Genomic DNA, 21461 nt, shown 5'->3' with positions numbered 1-21461 from the left:
ATGGCAGGACCCGATCAAGCGTTCTGGCAACAGCGGTTCGAGACCGGTCAGACCGGCTGGGACCGCGGCGCGCCGCATCCGCAGTTGGCCGCCTGGCTGAGCGAAGGGCTGCTCGGCAAGGGCCAGCGCATCGCGGTGCCGGGCTGTGGCCGCGGCCACGAGCTGGCCGTCCTGGCCCGGGAGGGACTCGACGTGACCGGGCTCGACTACACGCCTGCCGCCGTCGAGGCCGCCCGCGCCAAGCTCAAGGACGAGCATCTGCCGGGACGGGTCGAGCAGGCGGACGTGCTGGCCTGGCGTCCGGATCAGCCGCTCGACCTCGTCTACGAGCAGACCTGCCTCTGCGCCCTGCATCCCGATCAATGGACAACCTACGCCGAGCAACTGCAGCGCTGGCTCAAGCCCGGCGGACGGCTGCTCGCGTTGTTCATGCAGGCGCGTCGCGAAGAGTCCGAACACGGTCAGGTCGTCGGCCCGCCGTACCACTGCGACATCAACGCCGTGCGTGCGCTGTTCCCCCTTGCCCTCTGGAAGTGGCCCGCGCCACCCTACGTGCAACGTCCGCACGAGCGGGGATGGTTCGAACTCGCTGTGGTGCTGGAACGCCGCTGAAGGGGCGCGATTGGCGTTGAGGCTCCGGGTTCGAGCCTAGGACCTTGGACCTCGGGCCCGATCACACCGGCAACGCCGTCGTGTTCTTCAAGCGGTCCAGGACGAAGCTCGTCTTGCAGTCCTGCACGCTGGGATGGCGCAGCAGGGTGTCGCTGATGAAGCGCGCGTAGTGGCTCATGTCCTCGACCAGCACGCGCAGCAGGTAATCCATCTCCCCCGTCAGGGCGGCGCACTCCACCACTTCGGGCCAGGTCTGAACAGCCGCCCGGAACAGGTCCATCGGCGTGCGCTTGTGGCTCTCGGTGTGCTTCTCGAGCCTCACGTTGATGTAGGCCGTGAGCCCGAGTCCGACGCGCTCCGGATTCACCAGCGCCACGTAGGCCGTGATCACGCCGCCCTCCTCCAGCCGCCGCACACGTCGCAGTACGGCGGACGACGACAGGTTGACCTGCGCCGCCAGGGCGTCGTAGGTCATGCGGCCATCGGCCTGAAGGGCGTGGAGGATGCGTCGGTCGATCGCATCAAGCTCGATCTGCTTGTCCATGACGGGATTCTTGCAGGATTCCTGCGCCACCCATCCTCTGGACGATACGGATCGCAGAAATCCTGCGCCCCCCACCTTCTACAGTGACGCCATCGCATTTCTGACCAGATCCCCTTGACCGGGCTTCGGAGACACACATGGCATTCACCCCCTGGGACAACCCGATGGGCACCGACGGCTTCGAATTCATCGAGTTCGCCGCCCCCGATCCCGCGGCGCTCGGCGCGCTGTTCACCTCGATGGGCTTCGTCGCTGTCGCCCGTCATCGCCACAAGGACGTGACCCTGTATCGCCAGGGCGATGTCAACTTCATCATCAACGCCGAGCAGGACGCCTTCGCGCAGCGCTTCGCGCGCATGCACGGCCCCTCGATCTGCGCGATCGCGTTCCGCGTCAAGGACGCCGCCTTCGCCTATCGCCGCGCGCTGGAACTGGGCGCCTGGGGATTCGACAACAAGGCCGGCCCGATGGAGCTGAACATCCCGGCGATCAAGGGCATCGGCGACTCGCTGATCTACTTCGTCGATCGCTGGCAAGGCAAGAACGGTGCGGCCGCCGGCGAGATCGGCAACATCAGCATCTACGACGTGGACTTCGTGCCGCTGCTCGACGCCGACGGCAAGCCGGTGCAGTCGACGCCCAAAGGCCACGGCCTCACCTACATCGACCATCTGACCCACAACGTCTTCCGCGGCCGCATGAAGGAATGGGCCGAGTTCTACGAGCGCCTGTTCAACTTCCGCGAGGTCCGCTACTTCGACATCGAAGGCAAGCTGACCGGCCTGAAGTCCAAGGCGATGACCAGCCCCTGCGGCAAGATCCGCATCCCGATCAACGAGAGCAGCGACGACAAGAGCCAGATCGCGGAATACCTGGACCTGTACCACGGCGAGGGTATCCAGCACGTGGCACTGGGCACCGACGACATCTACGGCACCGTCGAGGGCATGAAGGACACCGGCGTGGTCTTCCAGGACACGATCGAGACCTACTACGACCTGGTCGCCAAGCGTCTGCCGGAGCACGGCGAGAATCTCGACGAGCTGCGCCGCCTGCGCATCCTGATCGACGGCGCCGCACACCAGGGCGCGCCGCACGAACTGCTGCTGCAGATCTTCACCAAGGAAGTGATCGGGCCGATCTTCTTCGAGATCATCCAGCGCAAGGGCAATGAAGGCTTCGGCGAAGGCAACTTCAAGGCGCTGTTCGAGAGCATCGAGCTCGACCAGATCCGCCGCGGCGTGCTGAAGGCCGACGCCTGATCACCGACTGACTCAACCCGCCCGGCTCACCTTCACAGGTGCGCTCAGGGCGGGCTCTTCGAGCAGGTGCAAGGCCCGCTCGAACGCCTGGGGCTCGAACACCAGCTGCAGATGTCCACGCGCCGGGAGGTGCAGGACGCGGGCACCCGGCAGGATGGCCGTCTCCGCCGGGAACACGATCTGGTCGCAGTGCCCGTAGAGGCAATCGAAATGGCTGGCGAACTGCGCCGGCTCATCCCGCGCCATCTGGTTCAGCCATTCCGAGTCGCCTCGCATCTGGCGGGCGTTCTCAGTGGTGCCCAACTTCGCCAGCAGCGTGCCGTGATGCGGCGTGCCCAGCGTCAGGATGCGGTGGATGCGATCGAAGGCGTGACCTTGACTGCGCCACCAGGCGCGAGCGCTCAGGCCACCCATGCTGTGCGCGACGATCAGCGGTGCCAGGCCGGTGCGCTCCTGCAGCGTGCGCATGGCCGCGTCGATCTGAGGGGCGTAGCGGTCGATCGAGCCAAACGCAGGTTCCTGCGTGACTGCGATGAAGGGGACGCCTCGCGCGCGGAACGCCTTCATCCAGACGTTCCACATGCCGCGGTTGCAGTTGTAGCCGTGCAGCAGCACCACGCCGCGGCGACCGCGCGCCTGCGCCGCCTCGGGCACCAGATCGGGCTCCCGGTGCTCGGCCCACGGCTGATACCAGCAGAACACCTTCGTCACGACGACGACCTCCCGCCACCACGCTTGCAGCAGGTCCCCCAGCGGGGCAGTCGGCAGCCCAGGCGCCGGCGGCACGACGCGCAGCACAAGGAAGTGCGGCAGCATCGTCAGCGGAGGTCCGAACACGAACAACGCCAGGACGGCGATGCCGATCGATGCGCCCCAGTGGGCACCCGCCCACACGGCCAGCAGCGGACCGACGATCCAACGGAACAGGGAGAAGAAGCGCTGCAGCCGGCCGTTCATCCGGACTCCCGGGCAAAGGGTCGAGTGTAGAGGCGGGCTCGACCTGAGCGCCGCTTCGGAAAATTCTGAGAACCACGACGCTGCGCCTCGGAAGACCGACGTTGTCCCTCACGTGACGAGCCTGCCTAGGGCATCCCCGCTACGACGAGGCCGTGCCAGCCGCCAGCATCGGCAGTTCCTCCGGGGCACCCCCGCCACACACCAAGAACGCGACGAGGAGACATGACTGCAACGCACACCGACAAGCCCTGGCTGAAGAACTATCCGCCGGGCGTTCCCGCTGAGATCCCCGTCGACATCTATCCCTCGCTGGTGGCCCTCCTTGAGGAGGCCTTCCGAAAGCACGCCCGCCGCGATGCGGCGGCCTGCATGGACCAGCGCCTGACCTTTGCGCAGGTAGACGAACTCTCGTCCGCGCTGGGTGCCTGGTTGCAGCAGCGCGGCTTGAGCCGCGGCGCGCGCGTGGCCATCATGATGCCGAACGTGCTGCAGTACATGGTGACGATCGCTGCGATCCTGCGTGCTGGATATGTCGTGGTGAACGTCAATCCGCTGTACACGCCGCGCGAGCTCGAGCATCAGCTGAAGGACTCCGGCGCCGAGGCGATCATCGTGCTCGAGAACTTCGCCAAGACCTTGTCGGAGGTCATCGATCGGACGCAGGTCAAGCATGTGGTGCTCACCGGTCTGGGCGACATGCTCGGGTGGTGGCGCCGACCACTGATCAACTTCGTGATCCGTCATGTGAAGAAGATGGTGCCGGAGTTCCGGCTCCCGCTCACCGACGGCCGCACCGTCACGCGCTTCAACAAGGCGCTCGCAGACGGTGCTGGCTTGTCGTTGAAGCCGGTCCAGGTAGGCGCAGAGGACCCTGCTTTCCTCCAGTACACCGGCGGAACGACGGGACTGTCCAAGGGCGCCACATTGCTCCATCGCAATGTCGTCGCCAACATCCTGCAGAGTGAAGCGTGGTTCGCGCCCATGCTCAACAAGCTCGGCGACAAGCCCTTGACCATCGTCTGCGCGCTGCCGCTGTATCACATCTTCGCCCTGACAGCGTGCTACATGCTCGGCGCCCGCATGGGGATCATGAATCTGCTGATTCCCAATCCTCGCGATATCCCAGGCCTGATCGCAACCCTGCGGAACTACCGCGTGAACATGTTCCCGGCCGTCAACACGCTTTTCAACGCCTTGGCCAACGATCCCGCCTTCGCGAAGCTCGACTTCAGTGAATTGGTGATTTCGAACGGCGGAGGGATGGCCGTCCAGCAGGCCACAGCAGAGAAATGGGCGCGCATCACTGGTTGTCCAGTCGTCGAGGGTTATGGCCTGTCCGAGACTTCACCGGTCGCGACGGTGAATCGCCTCGATCTCGACCAGTTCAACGGATCTATCGGATTGCCAGTGCCGAATACCGAGATCGCCATCCGCGATGACGACGGGAACGACGTCCCCCTGGGCCAGCGCGGCGAGATCTGCATCCGCGGCCCCCAGGTCATGGCCGGCTACTGGAATCGACCGGAAGACACGGCTCAAGCGATTGGCCCGGACGGCTTCTTCAAGACCGGCGACATCGGCGTCATGGATGCCGACGGCTTCACACGCATCGTCGATCGCAAGAAGGACATGATTCTGGTCAGCGGATTCAATGTGTACCCCACCGAGATTGAACAGGTCGTCAACCTGCACCCTGGCGTGCTCGAATGCGCAGCGATCGGTGTCCCCGATCAACATTCGGGCGAAGCGGTGAAGCTCTTCGTCATCAAGAAGGATTCGGCGCTCGCCGAAGAGGATCTGTCCGCTTACTGCCACAAGCAGTTGACCGGCTACAAACGCCCCAAGTACATCGAGTTCCGGGATGAACTCCCCAAGACCAATGTCGGGAAAATCCTCCGACGTGAACTCCGTCAATAGCACCACGGCCAGACCAGAGCTCTCGCGACGATGAATCAACCACCTCTGCTTCCATCCAGCATTACGGTGCTAGAGCGGGGGTGGCTCTCATCCAACAATGTTCTGCTGCATGGGACTACGCCTGACGAGGGCGCCGTGCTTGTCGATACCGGATATGCATCCCATTTCGAGCAGACGCTCGTACTGGTCGCTGCCGCTTTGCGGTCGACAGAAGCAGTTCGCTTCGTCGCCAATACGCACCTCCACTCTGACCATTGCGGTGGGAATCGCGCGATCTCCGAGCGGTATAGATGCCCGATCCTGATACCGCCTGGCGACTTCACAGCTATAGAGAGTTGGGACGAATCAGCGCTGAGTTATCGGCTGACCGGACAGCAATGCGAGCGTTTCAGTCCTACCGGCAAGCTGCAGCCAGGCCACGTGCTTCAGCAAGCTGGGCGCGAATGGCAGATCCATTCAGCCCCTGGTCACGATCCTCACTCCGTGATCCTCTTCGAACCTGAAAGCGCGACGCTGATCTCCGCGGATGCGCTTTGGGAACGAGGTTTCGGCATCGTCTTCCCTGAGTTGGACGGCGCAAATGCGTTCGCTGAAGTCTCGGCCACGCTCGACATCATCGAAAACCTTCGGCCAAGAGTCGTGATTCCCGGCCACGGCGCACCATTTCAAGATGTCCCAGGAGCCCTGAGCTCTGCGCGCGAGCGGCTCAACTACTTCCAACGTGAGCCAACGCGACATGCGTTGCATGCGGCGAAAGCCTTAACCGTCTTCCACATGTTGGAGGTTCGGCAAAGCTCGGCGGCGGAGCTAATTGCGTGGCTTCAGGCCACTCCAATACTTATCAGCACATGGCAGCGGTTCTTTTCCGCTGAATCGCTTGGCGAATGGACGGCGCAGTTGCTGCAGGACCTCGTGCGGACCGGTGCGCTGCGCCAGGATTCGTCAACGATATCCGTGCGTGGGAGCTAAATCTCGGAAACGATTCAGAAAAGACAAAACCCCTCGATCATTGCTGATCGAGGGGTTTGGCGGTGTATTAACCTGACGATGACCTACTTTCACACGGGAATCCGCACTATCATCGGCGCTGAGTCGTTTCACGGTCCTGTTCGGGATGGGAAGGGGTGGGACCGACTCGCTATGGTCATCAGGCTTGACTGGTTGGCTTGCTGAGGAGCTCAGCAGGCCCAATTCGGTAGAGTCAAATCAGCTTTGGTTTGATTGCGTCTTCAGGTTTGAAGAACGGTTTCGATCAGACATCCCGGGATGGGAGTTGATCTGCGTGACCACTCACCTTGACGTTTTGAGTGTCAAAGTTATAGGGTCAAGCCGCACGGGCAATTAGTACTGGTTAGCTTAACGCATTACTGCGCTTCCACACCCAGCCTATCAACGTCCTGGTCTTGAACGACCCTTCAGGGGGCTCTAGGCCCCGGCAAGACTCATCTTGAGACGAGTTTCCCGCTTAGATGCTTTCAGCGGTTATCTCTTCCGCACTTAGCTACTCGGCGATGCCACTGGCGTGACAACCGATACACCAGAGGTGCGTCCACTCCGGTCCTCTCGTACTAGGAGCAGGCTCTCTCAATCTTGCAGCGCCCACGGAAGATAGGGACCAAACTGTCTCACGACGTTTTAAACCCAGCTCACGTACCTCTTTAAATGGCGAACAGCCATACCCTTGGGACCGGCTACAGCCCCAGGATGAGATGAGCCGACATCGAGGTGCCAAACACCGCCGTCGATATGAACTCTTGGGCGGTATCAGCCTGTTATCCCCAGAGTACCTTTTATCCGTTGAGCGATGGCCCTTCCATACAGAACCACCGGATCACTTTGTCCTACTTTCGTACCTGCTCGACTTGTCAGTCTCGCAGTCAAGCACGCTTATGCCAATGCACTATCAACACGATTTCCGACCGTATTTAGCGTACCTTCGAACTCCTCCGTTACACTTTGGGAGGAGACCGCCCCAGTCAAACTGCCCACCATACACTGTCCCCAACCCGGATAACGGGCCAAGGTTAGAACCTCAAACACACCAGGGTGGTATTTCAACGTTGGCTCCACCTGATCTAGCGACCAGGTTTCAAAGCCTCCCACCTATCCTACACAGATCTGTTCAAAGTCCAATGTAAAGCTACAGTAAAGGTTCATGGGGTCTTTCCGTCTTTCCGCGGGGAGATTGCATCATCACAAACATTTCAACTTCGCTGAGTCTCTGGAGGAGACAGTGTGGCCATCATTACTCCATTCGTGCAGGTCGGAACTTACCCGACAAGGAATTTCGCTACCTTAGGACCGTTATAGTTACGGCCGCCGTTTACTGGGACTTCAGTCAAGAGCTTGCACCCCATCATTTAATCTTCCAGCACCGGGCAGGAGTCACACCCTATACGTCGACTTTCGTCTTTGCAGAGTGCTGTGTTTTTAATAAACAGTTGCAGCCACCGATTCTCTGCGGCCTCATTGGGCTAACCAAGTAAATGGATCACCTACTAAAGGCACACCTTCTTCCGAAGTTACGGTGTCAATTTGCCGAGTTCCTTCTCCAGAGTTCTCTCAAGCGCCTTAGAATACTCATCTCGCGCACCAGTGTCGGTTTGCGGTACGGTCGTCAATAGCTGAAGCTTAGTGGCTTTTCCTGGAAGCAGGGTATCACTCACTTCGTCTGCAAGCAGACTCGTTATCACCCCTCATCTAAGCCCGGCGGATTTGCCTACCAGGCACGACTACAGGCTTGAACCGGGACATCCAACACCCGGCTGAGCTAACCTTCTCCGTCCCCACATCGCACTATTGATCGGTACAGGAATATTGACCTGTTTCCCATCAGCTACGCATCTCTGCCTCGCCTTAGGGGCCGACTCACCCTACGCCGATGAACGTTGCGTAGGAAACCTTGCGCTTTCGGCGAGGGGGCTTTTCACCCCCTTTAACGCTACTCATGTCAGCATTCGCACTTCTGATACCTCCAGCAGGCCTCACGACCCACCTTCACAGGCGTACAGAACGCTCTCCTACCACGCACAGTAAACTGTGCATCCGCAGCTTCGGTAACTGGCTTAGCCCCGTTACATCTTCCGCGCAGGACGACTCGATCAGTGAGCTATTACGCTTTCTTTAAATGATGGCTGCTTCTAAGCCAACATCCTGACTGTTTTAGCCTTCCCACTTCGTTTCCCACTTAGCCAATTTTAGGGACCTTAGCTGGCGGTCTGGGTTGTTTCCCTCTTGAGTCCGGACGTTAGCACCCGGTGCTCTGTCTCCCAAGCTGTACTCTTCGGTATTCGGAGTTTGCATAGGTTTGGTAAGTCGCCATGACCCCCTAGCCTAAACAGTGCTCTACCCCCGAAGGTAATACTTGAGGCACTACCTAAATAGTTTTCGGAGAGAACCAGCTATCTCCAGGTTTGTTTAGCCTTTCACCCCTATCCACAGCTCATCCGCTAGTTTTGCAACACTAGTCGGTTCGGACCTCCAGCACCTGTTACGGTACCTTCATCCTGGCCATGGATAGATCACCTGGTTTCGGGTCTACACCCAGCGACTGAATCGCCCTATTCGGACTCGATTTCTCTACGGCTACCCTATTCGGTTAACCTCGCCACTGAATGTAAGTCGCTGACCCATTATACAAAAGGTACGCAGTCACCCTTGCGGGCTCCTACTTTTTGTATGCATGCGGTTTCAGGATCTATTTCACTCCCCTCCCGGGGTTCTTTTCGCCTTTCCCTCACGGTACTTGTTCACTATCGGTCGATTACGAGTATTTAGCCTTGGAGGATGGTCCCCCCATATTCAGACAGGATTTCACGTGTCCCGCCCTACTCTATTCGTGCCTAGTTCCACAATCGACATTTCTCATACGGGGCTATCACCCGCTATGGCCGGACTTTCCATTCCGTTCTGATATGCCAACTGCTAAAACACGAGGGCTACTCCGATTTCGCTCGCCACTACTTTCGGAATCTCGGTTGATGTCTTTTCCTCGAGCTACTGAGATGTTTCAGTTCACCCGGTTCGCCTCGCACACCTATGTATTCAGTGTGCGATACCTCTAAACGAGGTGGGTTTCCCCATTCGGAAATCTCCGGATCAAAGCTTATTTGCCAGCTCCCCGAAGCTTATCGCAGGCTATCACGTCCTTCGTCGCCTGTAATCGCCAAGGCATCCACCACATGCACTTAGTCACTTGACCCTATAACTTTGACATCCGCAGATGTCGTCAAGGACAGATGCTCAACAACTTGAGCATTTATTTGAGTATCACGCGTTCGCCGTTCTTCAATTTCTACTCTTTTCAGAGTTGAAGTTTGTTGACGCAATCAAATGTCGCTGGCGGCACGGTGCCGGTCACCCCTTTACGAGTGCCCAGGCTTTCCGCCAGCAACGCTGATTCGACTCTACGAATTGTTAAAGAACAACAGCCGACTTAAAAAGTCGAGACTGGCAAACCACAACAGCGCTTGTCCGCTGCTGTGGTTTGCCACCCTGTGAAGTGATTGGTGGAGGATGACGGGATCGAACCGACGACCCCCTGCTTGCAAAGCAGGTGCTCTCCCAGCTGAGCTAATCCCCCAGATCTTGACGATCATCGTGGTGGGTCTGGCTGGATTCGAACCAGCGACCCCCGCCTTATCAAGACGGTGCTCTAACCGACTGAGCTACAGACCCACGCGTTTCTTGCGTGCTCCTGCAATCGCGCCAACCGGCAAGGCCAGCTCGCCAGGCTCACGCGTTTTCTCACTCACTGTTGCGTGTCTACAGCCGATAAGTGTGGGCGCGCTGAACTCGCTTATGTGGACTCGACTCAATTCTCTGACCTAAGCCAGACAACGGTCTCGTCATCTCTAGAAAGGAGGTGATCCAGCCGCACCTTCCGATACGGCTACCTTGTTACGACTTCACCCCAGTCACGAACCCTGCCGTGGTAATCGCCCCCCTTGCGGTTAGGCTAACTACTTCTGGCAGAACCCGCTCCCATGGTGTGACGGGCGGTGTGTACAAGACCCGGGAACGTATTCACCGCGGCAAGCTGATCCGCGATTACTAGCGATTCCGACTTCACGCAGTCGAGTTGCAGACTGCGATCCGGACTACGACCGGGTTTCTGGGATTAGCTCCCCCTCGCGGGTTGGCAGCCCTCTGTCCCGGCCATTGTATGACGTGTGTAGCCCTACCCATAAGGGCCATGATGACCTGACGTCATCCCCACCTTCCTCCGGTTTGTCACCGGCAGTCTCATTAGAGTGCCCTTTCGTAGCAACTAATGACAAGGGTTGCGCTCGTTGCGGGACTTAACCCAACATCTCACGACACGAGCTGACGACGGCCATGCAGCACCTGTGTCCAGGTTCTCTTTCGAGCACTCCCACATCTCTGCAGGATTCCTGGCATGTCAAGGGTAGGTAAGGTTTTTCGCGTTGCATCGAATTAAACCACATCATCCACCGCTTGTGCGGGTCCCCGTCAATTCCTTTGAGTTTCAACCTTGCGGCCGTACTCCCCAGGCGGTCAACTTCACGCGTTAGCTACGTTACTGAGAAGAAACCCTCCCAACAACCAGTTGACATCGTTTAGGGCGTGGACTACCAGGGTATCTAATCCTGTTTGCTCCCCACGCTTTCGTGCATGAGCGTCAGTACAGGTCCAGGGGATTGCCTTCGCCATCGGTGTTCCTCCGCATATCTACGCATTTCACTGCTACACGCGGAATTCCATCCCCCTCTACCGTACTCTAGCCATGCAGTCACAAATGCAGTTCCCAGGTTGAGCCCGGGGATTTCACATCTGTCTTGCATAACCGCCTGCGCACGCTTTACGCCCAGTAATTCCGATTAACGCTTGCACCCTACGTATTACCGCGGCTGCTGGCACGTAGTTAGCCGGTGCTTATTCTTCAGGTACCGTCATGAACCCCCAGTATTAGTAGGAGTCTTTTCTTCCCTGACAAAAGCGGTTTACAACCCGAAGGCCTTCTTCCCGCACGCGGCATGGCTGGATCAGGGTTGCCCCCATTGTCCAAAATTCCCCACTGCTGCCTCCCGTAGGAGTCTGGGCCGTGTCTCAGTCCCAGTGTGGCTGGTCGTCCTCTCAGACCAGCTACAGATCGTCGGCTTGGTAGGCCTTTACCCCACCAACTACCTAATCTGATATCGGCCGCTCCAATTGCGCGAGGTCTTGCGATCCCCCGCTTTCACCCTCAGGTCGTATGCGGTATTAGCTGCTCTTTCGAGCAGTTATCCCCCACAACTGGGCACGTTCCGATATATTACTCACCCGTTCGCCACTCGTCGCCAGGTTGCCCCGCGTTACCGTTCGACTTGCATGTGTAAGGCATGCCGCCAGCGTTCAATCTGAGCCAGGATCAAACTCTACAGTTCGATCTTGAATAAACTCAACGGAATCGAACAAAGACTATTTTCATAGCTTCATTCTTTCTTCCGTGAGCATCTAGCGATTTAACCTTCTCAGGTCGCTCGTCCAGACGCCCACGCTTATCGGCTGTAAATTCTTAAAGAACATCGAAGCAGCTTTCGCTCAAGGCCTCAGCCCGTCGCTTGCTTTCTTCGTCGCGTCGCTGACTTGTCGTCAGCAGCGAAGAGATGAGACTATAAACGAGTTCGTTTGAACTTGTCAAGCGTCTTTCACAATCATTCTCATGATCAGATCGACACCGTCTCAGCCTCAGAGATCAACGCTCCGCGAAGCGCTGATCTCTGCAAGCAGAGAAAGGAACGCCCGGTCATCCGACCGGGCGTCTCCGGATATTAGCCTGACGATGACCTACTTTCACACGGGAATCCGCACTATCATCGGCGCTGAGTCGTTTCACGGTCCTGTTCGGGATGGGAAGGGGTGGGACCGACTCGCTATGGTCATCAGGCTTGACTGGTTGGCTTGCTGAGGAGCTCAGCAGGCCCAATTCGGTAGAGTCAAATCAGCTTTGGTTTGATTGCGTCTTCAGGTTTGAAGAACGGTTTCGATCAGACATCCCGGGATGGGAGTTGATCTGCGTGACCACTCACCTTGACGTTTTGAGTGTCAAAGTTATAGGGTCAAGCCGCACGGGCAATTAGTACTGGTTAGCTTAACGCATTACTGCGCTTCCACACCCAGCCTATCAACGTCCTGGTCTTGAACGACCCTTCAGGGGGCTCTAGGCCCCGGCAAGACTCATCTTGAGACGAGTTTCCCGCTTAGATGCTTTCAGCGGTTATCTCTTCCGCACTTAGCTACTCGGCGATGCCACTGGCGTGACAACCGATACACCAGAGGTGCGTCCACTCCGGTCCTCTCGTACTAGGAGCAGGCTCTCTCAATCTTGCAGCGCCCACGGAAGATAGGGACCAAACTGTCTCACGACGTTTTAAACCCAGCTCACGTACCTCTTTAAATGGCGAACAGCCATACCCTTGGGACCGGCTACAGCCCCAGGATGAGATGAGCCGACATCGAGGTGCCAAACACCGCCGTCGATATGAACTCTTGGGCGGTATCAGCCTGTTATCCCCAGAGTACCTTTTATCCGTTGAGCGATGGCCCTTCCATACAGAACCACCGGATCACTTTGTCCTACTTTCGTACCTGCTCGACTTGTCAGTCTCGCAGTCAAGCACGCTTATGCCAATGCACTATCAACACGATTTCCGACCGTATTTAGCGTACCTTCGAACTCCTCCGTTACACTTTGGGAGGAGACCGCCCCAGTCAAACTGCCCACCATACACTGTCCCCAACCCGGATAACGGGCCAAGGTTAGAACCTCAAACACACCAGGGTGGTATTTCAACGTTGGCTCCACCTGATCTAGCGACCAGGTTTCAAAGCCTCCCACCTATCCTACACAGATCTGTTCAAAGTCCAATGTAAAGCTACAGTAAAGGTTCATGGGGTCTTTCCGTCTTTCCGCGGGGAGATTGCATCATCACAAACATTTCAACTTCGCTGAGTCTCTGGAGGAGACAGTGTGGCCATCATTACTCCATTCGTGCAGGTCGGAACTTACCCGACAAGGAATTTCGCTACCTTAGGACCGTTATAGTTACGGCCGCCGTTTACTGGGACTTCAGTCAAGAGCTTGCACCCCATCATTTAATCTTCCAGCACCGGGCAGGAGTCACACCCTATACGTCGACTTTCGTCTTTGCAGAGTGCTGTGTTTTTAATAAACAGTTGCAGCCACCGATTCTCTGCGGCCTCATTGGGCTAACCAAGTAAATGGATCACCTACTAAAGGCACACCTTCTTCCGAAGTTACGGTGTCAATTTGCCGAGTTCCTTCTCCAGAGTTCTCTCAAGCGCCTTAGAATACTCATCTCGCGCACCAGTGTCGGTTTGCGGTACGGTCGTCAATAGCTGAAGCTTAGTGGCTTTTCCTGGAAGCAGGGTATCACTCACTTCGTCTGCAAGCAGACTCGTTATCACCCCTCATCTAAGCCCGGCGGATTTGCCTACCAGGCACGACTACAGGCTTGAACCGGGACATCCAACACCCGGCTGAGCTAACCTTCTCCGTCCCCACATCGCACTATTGATCGGTACAGGAATATTGACCTGTTTCCCATCAGCTACGCATCTCTGCCTCGCCTTAGGGGCCGACTCACCCTACGCCGATGAACGTTGCGTAGGAAACCTTGCGCTTTCGGCGAGGGGGCTTTTCACCCCCTTTAACGCTACTCATGTCAGCATTCGCACTTCTGATACCTCCAGCAGGCCTCACGACCCACCTTCACAGGCGTACAGAACGCTCTCCTACCACGCACAGTAAACTGTGCATCCGCAGCTTCGGTAACTGGCTTAGCCCCGTTACATCTTCCGCGCAGGACGACTCGATCAGTGAGCTATTACGCTTTCTTTAAATGATGGCTGCTTCTAAGCCAACATCCTGACTGTTTTAGCCTTCCCACTTCGTTTCCCACTTAGCCAATTTTAGGGACCTTAGCTGGCGGTCTGGGTTGTTTCCCTCTTGAGTCCGGACGTTAGCACCCGGTGCTCTGTCTCCCAAGCTGTACTCTTCGGTATTCGGAGTTTGCATAGGTTTGGTAAGTCGCCATGACCCCCTAGCCTAAACAGTGCTCTACCCCCGAAGGTAATACTTGAGGCACTACCTAAATAGTTTTCGGAGAGAACCAGCTATCTCCAGGTTTGTTTAGCCTTTCACCCCTATCCACAGCTCATCCGCTAGTTTTGCAACACTAGTCGGTTCGGACCTCCAGCACCTGTTACGGTACCTTCATCCTGGCCATGGATAGATCACCTGGTTTCGGGTCTACACCCAGCGACTGAATCGCCCTATTCGGACTCGATTTCTCTACGGCTACCCTATTCGGTTAACCTCGCCACTGAATGTAAGTCGCTGACCCATTATACAAAAGGTACGCAGTCACCCTTGCGGGCTCCTACTTTTTGTATGCATGCGGTTTCAGGATCTATTTCACTCCCCTCCCGGGGTTCTTTTCGCCTTTCCCTCACGGTACTTGTTCACTATCGGTCGATTACGAGTATTTAGCCTTGGAGGATGGTCCCCCCATATTCAGACAGGATTTCACGTGTCCCGCCCTACTCTATTCGTGCCTAGTTCCACAATCGACATTTCTCATACGGGGCTATCACCCGCTATGGCCGGACTTTCCATTCCGTTCTGATATGCCAACTGCTAAAACACGAGGGCTACTCCGATTTCGCTCGCCACTACTTTCGGAATCTCGGTTGATGTCTTTTCCTCGAGCTACTGAGATGTTTCAGTTCACCCGGTTCGCCTCGCACACCTATGTATTCAGTGTGCGATACCTCTAAACGAGGTGGGTTTCCCCATTCGGAAATCTCCGGATCAAAGCTTATTTGCCAGCTCCCCGAAGCTTATCGCAGGCTATCACGTCCTTCGTCGCCTGTAATCGCCAAGGCATCCACCACATGCACTTAGTCACTTGACCCTATAACTTTGACATCCGCAGATGTCGTCAAGGACAGATGCTCAACAACTTGAGCATTTATTTGAGTATCACGCGTTCGCCGTTCTTCAATTTCTACTCTTTTCAGAGTTGAAGTTTGTTGACGCAATCAAATGTCGCTGGCGGCACGGTGCCGGTCACCCCTTTACGAGTGCCCAGGCTTTCCGCCAGCAACGCTGATTCGACTCTACGAATTGTTAAAGAACAACAGCCGACTTAAAAAGTCGAGACTGGCAAACCACAACAGCGCTTGTCCGCTGCTGTGGTTTGCCACCCTGTGAAGTGATTGGTGGAGGATGACGGGATCGAACCGACGACCCCCTGCTTGCAAAGCAGGTGCTCTCCCAGCTGAGCTAATCCCCCAGATCTTGACGATCATCGTGGTGGGTCTGGCTGGATTCGAACCAGCGACCCCCGCCTTATCAAGACGGTGCTCTAACCGACTGAGCTACAGACCCACGCGTTTCTTGCGTGCTCCTGCAATCGCGCCAACCGGCAAGGCCAGCTCGCCAGGCTCACGCGTTTTCTCACTCACTGTTGCGTGTCTACAGCCGATAAGTGTGGGCGCGCTGAACTCGCTTATGTGGACTCGACTCAATTCTCTGACCTAAGCCAGACAACGGTCTCGTCATCTCTAGAAAGGAGGTGATCCAGCCGCACCTTCCGATACGGCTACCTTGTTACGACTTCACCCCAGTCACGAACCCTGCCGTGGTAATCGCCCCCCTTGCGGTTAGGCTAACTACTTCTGGCAGAACCCGCTCCCATGGTGTGACGGGCGGTGTGTACAAGACCCGGGAACGTATTCACCGCGGCAAGCTGATCCGCGATTACTAGCGATTCCGACTTCACGCAGTCGAGTTGCAGACTGCGATCCGGACTACGACCGGGTTTCTGGGATTAGCTCCCCCTCGCGGGTTGGCAGCCCTCTGTCCCGGCCATTGTATGACGTGTGTAGCCCTACCCATAAGGGCCATGATGACCTGACGTCATCCCCACCTTCCTCCGGTTTGTCACCGGCAGTCTCATTAGAGTGCCCTTTCGTAGCAACTAATGACAAGGGTTGCGCTCGTTGCGGGACTTAACCCAACATCTCACGACACGAGCTGACGACGGCCATGCAGCACCTGTGTCCAGGTTCTCTTTCGAGCACTCCCACATCTCTGCAGGATTCCTGGCATGTCAAGGGTAGGTAAGGTTTTTCGCGTTGCATCGAATTAAACCACATCATCCACCGCTTGTGCGGGTCCCCGTCAATTCCTTTGAGTTTCAACCTTGCGGCCGTACTCCCCAGGCGGTCAACTTCACGCGTTAGCTACGTTACTGAGAAGAAACCCTCCCAACAACCAGTTGACATCGTTTAGGGCGTGGACTACCAGGGTATCTAATCCTGTTTGCTCCCCACGCTTTCGTGCATGAGCGTCAGTACAGGTCCAGGGGATTGCCTTCGCCATCGGTGTTCCTCCGCATATCTACGCATTTCACTGCTACACGCGGAATTCCATCCCCCTCTACCGTACTCTAGCCATGCAGTCACAAATGCAGTTCCCAGGTTGAGCCCGGGGATTTCACATCTGTCTTGCATAACCGCCTGCGCACGCTTTACGCCCAGTAATTCCGATTAACGCTTGCACCCTACGTATTACCGCGGCTGCTGGCACGTAGTTAGCCGGTGCTTATTCTTCAGGTACCGTCATGAACCCCCAGTATTAGTAGGAGTCTTTTCTTCCCTGACAAAAGCGGTTTACAACCCGAAGGCCTTCTTCCCGCACGCGGCATGGCTGGATCAGGGTTGCCCCCATTGTCCAAAATTCCCCACTGCTGCCTCCCGTAGGAGTCTGGGCCGTGTCTCAGTCCCAGTGTGGCTGGTCGTCCTCTCAGACCAGCTACAGATCGTCGGCTTGGTAGGCCTTTACCCCACCAACTACCTAATCTGATATCGGCCGCTCCAATTGCGCGAGGTCTTGCGATCCCCCGCTTTCACCCTCAGGTCGTATGCGGTATTAGCTGCTCTTTCGAGCAGTTATCCCCCACAACTGGGCACGTTCCGATATATTACTCACCCGTTCGCCACTCGTCGCCAGGTTGCCCCGCGTTACCGTTCGACTTGCATGTGTAAGGCATGCCGCCAGCGTTCAATCTGAGCCAGGATCAAACTCTACAGTTCGATCTTGAATAAACTCAACGGAATCGAACAAAGACTATTTTCATAGCTTCATTCTTTCTTCCGTGAGCATCTAGCGATTTAACCTTCTCAGGTCGCTCGTCCAGACGCCCACGCTTATCGGCTGTAAATTCTTAAAGAACATCGAAGCAGCTTTCGCTCAAGGCCTCAGCCCGTCGCTTGCTTTCTTCGTCGCGTCGCTGACTTGTCGTCAGCAGCGCAGAAGCGAGATTATGAACGATTTCTTTCGAATCCGTCAAGCAGTCAGAGAAATTATTTTCATCGTCGACTGCGAGAATCTCGCCGCCAAACTAGAACCGGCTTTTTGCTGGTTATTCATTCGGCACCTCGGCATACCCTCCGAGGCCGCCGTTCAAAACAATGTCGTGAACAGCGAAGACCGCTAGTCTAGCACGAGTTTTTTCACCCACGCAACTCCCGTCATACGACTTTCATTGAACGTGCGCTGTTCGACCGCTGGAAAGCCGGCGGCGAGGCCCCGTCAGTGGAGTCGAGATTGCGGCGCCAGTGCTTCCAGCGCCACTTTCGCCGGCTCGTCGCTTTCCAGGATGCGGGGAAGCGCTGCCGCCAGTCGCGGCACATCCGCCCGAAGCACACGCTGCTTGACGGAGGGGATCTGCGACGGATGCATCGAGAAGCTGGTCAGCCCCATGCCCAGCAGCAGATCGGTGAAGGCGGCATCACCGGCCATCTCGCCGCAGACGCTGACTTCCTTCCCCGCCGCCCGCGCTTCCCTGATCGAGTTCGCAAGCAACTGCAGAACCGCGGGATGCCACGGGTCATAGAGATGGGCAACCGCCTCGTCGGCGCGGTCGATGGCCAGCGTGTACTGAATCAGGTCGTTGGTCCCGATCGACACGAAGTCCACGTGCTTGAGCAGTTGCGGCAGCATGATCGCCGCGGCCGGCACCTCCACCATCACGCCCAGTTCGATTTCGCCGCGCGCCTGGCCCGCCTCGTCGAGCTGCGCCTTCACGCGCTTGACGGCCTCCTGGACCTGCCGGATCTCCCCCAAGTGGGCGACCATCGGGATCAGCAGCTTCACCTTGCCGAAGGCACTCGCGCGATAGATGGCGCGCAACTGCTGGCGGAACATGCTCGGCTCCGCCAGGCTCCAGCGAATCGCCCGCAGCCCCATGGCGGGATTGAGCACATGCTCGTGCCGCAGTTCGTTGACCGACATCCGGTCCAGCGGCTTGTCGGCACCGATATCGACCGTCCGGATCGTCACCGGCAGTCCCGCCATCGCTTCGACTGCACTCTTATAGGCAATGAACTGTTCTTCCTCGCTGGGCAGGTCGCCGTCGCGGTTCATGAACAGGAATTCGCTGCGGAACAGCCCCACGCCGGTGGCGCCGGACGCCAACGCCGCCACGGTGTCGCCGGGCAATTCAATATTGGCGTGCAGTTCGATGCGCTGACCGTCCATCGTGATGGCCGGCGTATGGCGCAGCCGGGCGAGGCGCGCGTTCTCAAGTTCAGACTGCCGCTGCCGGAAGCGGTATTCCTCCAGCACGATCGGCGAGGGATTGACGATCACCGTACCGGCATCGCCATCGATGATGACCCAGTCGTCCTGGCGGATCAGCCGGGAAGCTTCCCGCGTTCCCACCACGGCGGGGATGGCCATGCTTCGCGCCACGATGGCAGTGTGAGAGGTCTTCCCCCCGATGTCGGTGATGAAGCCCTGGAAGACACTGCGCTTGAACTGGATCATGTCAGCGGGCGCGATGTCCGCGGCCACCAGCAGCAGGGGATCCTCCCCGGCGAAGTCGCGCGCAACGACAGCGGCGGGGCCGCCTGCGGGCGCGTCGTCCAGTTCCGCCGCCAGCGCGGCGAGGATGCGTTCAACGACCTGTTCCAGATCCGCCTTGCGCTCGCGGAGGTAGTCGTCTTCCATCTCGTCGAACTGCCGGGCCAGCACTTCCAGCTGCGCCGACAGCGCCCATTCGGCGTTGTAGTGCCGATCGACGATCCAGTCGCGCGCCGTGTCGACGAGCGCCTCGTCGTTCAGCAGCAGCAGATGGACGTCGAGCAGCGCGTCCAGCTCATGGGGAGCGTCCTCGGGCAACTCGGCCTTCAGCCCCTGCAGTTCACGGGTGACGACGTCGCGCCCGCGGACCAGTCGGGCGTACTCCTGCTCCGCATCCGCGGCGGCGATGAAGTAATGCGCGACGTCGACGCGGCTGGAGGCGACCAGCACGGCGCGGCCGATCGCCACGCCGCGAGAAACGGGAATGCCGAAGACCTGGAAACTCATGCGCCGACTTTAGCAGCGGGGGCCAAAGCCCGAGACCACCACGCGACTGTCACGGTTCGTTCACTTGAAGGTCACCGACGCGTCACCCCGCCCGCTCAGCATCGCGGCCATCACTTCAGCGAGGCTTTGCCATGAGGGATCTGCCGCTGCCTACCCTGCCCTTCTCCGATCTGCGCCCCGCCGAAGCGCCACGGAGGTCACTTCCAGCCAGCTCGCAAGACGTCGCTGTCGAAGCTGCGCGCACTCGCTTCCACGTGGGCTGGGCGCGCACGGAGGACGAAGTCCGCCAGGCCCAGCGCCTGAGGTACCGGATCTTCGTCGACGAGATGGGCGCGCGCCTGAGCGTGCCGGTCGGCGCGCCCGCCGGGCACGACATCGACCTCTTCGACCCCTTCTGCGAGCATCTGCTGGTGCGCACGCTCGACAAGCACGGGCAACCCGGCGAGGTCATCGGCACCTACCGCGTGCTGACGCCGGAGGCGGCCCGCCGCGCCGGCGGCCTGTACAGCGAGACCGAATTCGACCTGACCCGCCTGCGCTCCCTGCGCCCTCGCATGGTCGAGCTGGGCCGTTCCTGCGTCCATCCGGACCACCGCAACGGCGGCGCCATCATGGCGCTGTGGGGCGCGCTCACCGAGTTCATGGTCCGCAACGACCTCGACACGATGATCGGCTGCGCCAGCATCAGCATGCGCGACGGCGGCCACTATGCCGCCAGCCTGTGGCGCCAGCTGGACGCCAGCCACATGGCCGACATCGCCTGGCAGGTGCGTCCGCGACTGCCGCTGCCGGTCGACGAGTTGCGCCAGGACCTGGTGGTCGAACCGCCGCCGCTGATCAAGGGTTATCTGCGGGTCGGTGCGCGCATCCTGGGCCGTCCGGCGTGGGATCCGGACTTCAACACCGCCGACCTGCCGATGATCATGCGCATCGCGGATCTGCCGGCGCGGTACCGGAAGCATTTCCTGGGAGCTTGAGCCCCCACCGGCGAAGTGCCAGGCCTTGCGCTTACTGGCCTTCGCCGAACTTGTCGTTCACGAGCGCCGTGATGGCGTCGTGAGCGGCCTGCTCGTCCTCGCCGGAGGTCTCGAGCTCGACCTCCGCGCCGAGGCCCGCCGCCAGCATCATGACGCCCATGATGCTCTTGGCATTCACGCGGCGGCCGTTTCGGGTCATGAAGACCTCCGCCTTGAATCCCCCCGCCAACTTCGTCAACTTCGCCGAGGCACGGGCATGCAGGCCCAGCTTGTTGCTGATGGTGAGGGTCGACTTGATCATGGGCAGGAAGTTCGGGACGAGGAATTGTTGGAAGCGCAGGGGGCCGTCGCGTCGCACAGGATGCCCTGCGTGCCGCCCTGGCTGGCGCGCTGGACCAGCGCATCCAGCCCTTCGCCGGCGTAGCACAGCGAGCGCCACAGCATCGGCACGTTGACGCCGGTCAGCACCTTCACCTGCTCGCCCTGCAGACGCAGCGCGGCATTGGTCGGCGTGGCGCCGTAGACATCGGTCAGCACCAGGGTCTGCTGGTGTCCGGAGGCGTCGATCAGCGCGCGCGCCTGCGACTCGACGTCGTCCGCACTCATTTCCGGCGTCACGTCCAGCACCCTCAACTGCAGCGAGCAATGCGGGAACGTGTGCTCGGCCACCTGCTTCAGCGCGGTGGCCAGCGGGGCGTGAGCGATCAACAGCAGGCCGGACATGCGCAGCATTATCGTGCGCCGCAGCATGATGCGGGCGTGGCTCGCACAAACCCGCAATCGTGGGGAGG

10 protein-coding genes, 4 tRNA genes and 6 rRNA genes are annotated in these 21461 nt (G+C 58.6%); 5 read left to right on the top strand and 15 right to left on the bottom strand.

The annotated features are described in order from the left end of the window. A complete protein-coding gene (locus tag ACQZ13_RS03775; protein WP_431049897.1) occupies window positions 1-612 on the top strand; it encodes a methyltransferase domain-containing protein in 612 nt (203 codons plus the stop codon). Window positions 613-673: 61 nt separating this feature from the next. Here the strand turns inward: ACQZ13_RS03775 and ACQZ13_RS03770 are convergent, their stop codons facing one another. After that, on the bottom strand, window positions 674-1156 hold the full coding sequence (locus ACQZ13_RS03770; protein ID WP_088407753.1) for an Lrp/AsnC family transcriptional regulator: 483 nt from the start codon (window positions 1154-1156) through the stop codon (window positions 674-676). A 137-nt stretch (window positions 1157-1293) separates the two neighbouring features. On the opposite strand from ACQZ13_RS03770, the gene hppD reads away from it, so the two are divergent. After that, window positions 1294-2418, top strand: coding sequence for a 4-hydroxyphenylpyruvate dioxygenase (gene hppD / locus ACQZ13_RS03765; RefSeq protein WP_431049896.1), 1125 nt, complete (start codon window positions 1294-1296; stop codon window positions 2416-2418). Between the two features lie 12 nt (window positions 2419-2430). On the opposite strand, the gene ACQZ13_RS03760 is transcribed toward hppD, so the two are convergent. After that, window positions 2431-3375, bottom strand: a complete 945-nt coding sequence (locus tag ACQZ13_RS03760) for an esterase/lipase family protein (protein WP_431049895.1) — start codon at window positions 3373-3375, stop codon at window positions 2431-2433. A 222-nt stretch (window positions 3376-3597) separates the two neighbouring features. On the opposite strand from ACQZ13_RS03760, the gene ACQZ13_RS03755 reads away from it, so the two are divergent. Both ACQZ13_RS03755 and ACQZ13_RS03750 read left to right on the top strand, forming a co-directional pair. After that, a complete protein-coding gene (locus ACQZ13_RS03755; RefSeq protein WP_431049894.1) occupies window positions 3598-5292 on the top strand; it encodes a long-chain-fatty-acid--CoA ligase in 1695 nt (564 codons plus the stop codon). A gap of 30 nt (window positions 5293-5322) precedes the next feature. After that, on the top strand, window positions 5323-6261 hold the full coding sequence (locus ACQZ13_RS03750; RefSeq protein ID WP_431049893.1) for an MBL fold metallo-hydrolase: 939 nt from the start codon (window positions 5323-5325) through the stop codon (window positions 6259-6261). A gap of 70 nt (window positions 6262-6331) precedes the next feature. Here ACQZ13_RS03750 and rrf (ACQZ13_RS03745) read toward each other — a convergent pair. From rrf (ACQZ13_RS03745) to ptsP, 11 genes are all read right to left on the bottom strand, one after another. Then, a 5S ribosomal RNA gene (gene rrf / locus ACQZ13_RS03745) occupies window positions 6332-6444 on the bottom strand. Window positions 6445-6612: 168 nt separating this feature from the next. Then, window positions 6613-9493 (bottom strand): 23S ribosomal RNA (locus ACQZ13_RS03740). 305 nt (window positions 9494-9798) lie between these two features. Further along, window positions 9799-9874: transfer RNA gene (locus ACQZ13_RS03735), tRNA-Ala, on the bottom strand. Between the two features lie 18 nt (window positions 9875-9892). After that, window positions 9893-9969, bottom strand: a tRNA-Ile gene (locus ACQZ13_RS03730). Window positions 9970-10149: 180 nt separating this feature from the next. Then, window positions 10150-11678: ribosomal RNA gene (locus tag ACQZ13_RS03725) — 16S ribosomal RNA — on the bottom strand. 390 nt (window positions 11679-12068) lie between these two features. Then, a 5S ribosomal RNA gene (gene rrf / locus ACQZ13_RS03720) occupies window positions 12069-12181 on the bottom strand. Window positions 12182-12349: 168 nt separating this feature from the next. Next, window positions 12350-15230, bottom strand: a 23S ribosomal RNA gene (locus tag ACQZ13_RS03715). Between the two features lie 305 nt (window positions 15231-15535). Continuing rightward, a tRNA-Ala gene (locus ACQZ13_RS03710) sits at window positions 15536-15611 on the bottom strand. 18 nt (window positions 15612-15629) lie between these two features. Then, window positions 15630-15706: transfer RNA gene (locus ACQZ13_RS03705), tRNA-Ile, on the bottom strand. Between the two features lie 180 nt (window positions 15707-15886). Further along, window positions 15887-17415: ribosomal RNA gene (locus tag ACQZ13_RS03700) — 16S ribosomal RNA — on the bottom strand. Together the 16S, 23S and 5S rRNA genes with 4 tRNA genes alongside form the textbook arrangement of a ribosomal RNA operon. A gap of 499 nt (window positions 17416-17914) precedes the next feature. Next, complete coding sequence (gene ptsP / locus ACQZ13_RS03695; protein WP_088407725.1) at window positions 17915-19693, bottom strand: phosphoenolpyruvate--protein phosphotransferase; 1779 nt, start codon at window positions 19691-19693, stop codon at window positions 17915-17917. A 131-nt stretch (window positions 19694-19824) separates the two neighbouring features. On the opposite strand from ptsP, the gene ACQZ13_RS03690 reads away from it, so the two are divergent. Further along, complete coding sequence (locus ACQZ13_RS03690) at window positions 19825-20670, top strand: GNAT family N-acetyltransferase (RefSeq protein WP_088407724.1); 846 nt, start codon at window positions 19825-19827, stop codon at window positions 20668-20670. Between the two features lie 31 nt (window positions 20671-20701). On the opposite strand, the gene ACQZ13_RS03685 is transcribed toward ACQZ13_RS03690, so the two are convergent. Together ACQZ13_RS03685 and ACQZ13_RS03680 are read right to left on the bottom strand one after the other, a co-directional pair. Then, window positions 20702-20971: an HPr family phosphocarrier protein gene (locus ACQZ13_RS03685; protein WP_431049892.1), complete on the bottom strand. Its 270-nt coding sequence runs from the start codon at window positions 20969-20971 to the stop codon at window positions 20702-20704. Then, window positions 20968-21393, bottom strand: coding sequence for a PTS sugar transporter subunit IIA (locus ACQZ13_RS03680; RefSeq protein ID WP_431049891.1), 426 nt, complete (start codon window positions 21391-21393; stop codon window positions 20968-20970). The genes ACQZ13_RS03685 and ACQZ13_RS03680 overlap by 4 nt, the downstream gene beginning before the upstream one ends. Window positions 21394-21461 lie beyond the last annotated feature (68 nt).

Origin of the sequence: Roseateles sp. L2-2 (assembly GCF_050613215.1) — a bacterium.
Taxonomy (GTDB): domain Bacteria; phylum Pseudomonadota; class Gammaproteobacteria; order Burkholderiales; family Burkholderiaceae_C; genus Roseateles; species Roseateles noduli.
This window is presented reverse-complemented; position numbering and strand designations above follow the sequence as displayed.

Coding starts and splice junctions, on each gene's coding strand:
- ACQZ13_RS03690 (WP_088407724.1), top strand. CDS start 19,825: ATGAGGGATCTGCCGCTGCCTACCCTGCCCTTCTCCGATCTGCGCCCC.
- ptsP (WP_088407725.1), bottom strand. CDS start 19,693: ATGAGTTTCCAGGTCTTCGGCATTCCCGTTTCTCGCGGCGTGGCGATC.
- ACQZ13_RS03770 (WP_088407753.1), bottom strand. CDS start 1,156: ATGGACAAGCAGATCGAGCTTGATGCGATCGACCGACGCATCCTCCAC.
- ACQZ13_RS03680 (WP_431049891.1), bottom strand. CDS start 21,393: ATGTCCGGCCTGCTGTTGATCGCTCACGCCCCGCTGGCCACCGCGCTG.
- ACQZ13_RS03750 (WP_431049893.1), top strand. CDS start 5,323: ATGAATCAACCACCTCTGCTTCCATCCAGCATTACGGTGCTAGAGCGG.
- ACQZ13_RS03775 (WP_431049897.1), top strand. CDS start 1: ATGGCAGGACCCGATCAAGCGTTCTGGCAACAGCGGTTCGAGACCGGT.
- hppD (WP_431049896.1), top strand. CDS start 1,294: ATGGCATTCACCCCCTGGGACAACCCGATGGGCACCGACGGCTTCGAA.
- ACQZ13_RS03685 (WP_431049892.1), bottom strand. CDS start 20,971: ATGATCAAGTCGACCCTCACCATCAGCAACAAGCTGGGCCTGCATGCC.
- ACQZ13_RS03755 (WP_431049894.1), top strand. CDS start 3,598: ATGACTGCAACGCACACCGACAAGCCCTGGCTGAAGAACTATCCGCCG.
- ACQZ13_RS03760 (WP_431049895.1), bottom strand. CDS start 3,375: ATGAACGGCCGGCTGCAGCGCTTCTTCTCCCTGTTCCGTTGGATCGTC.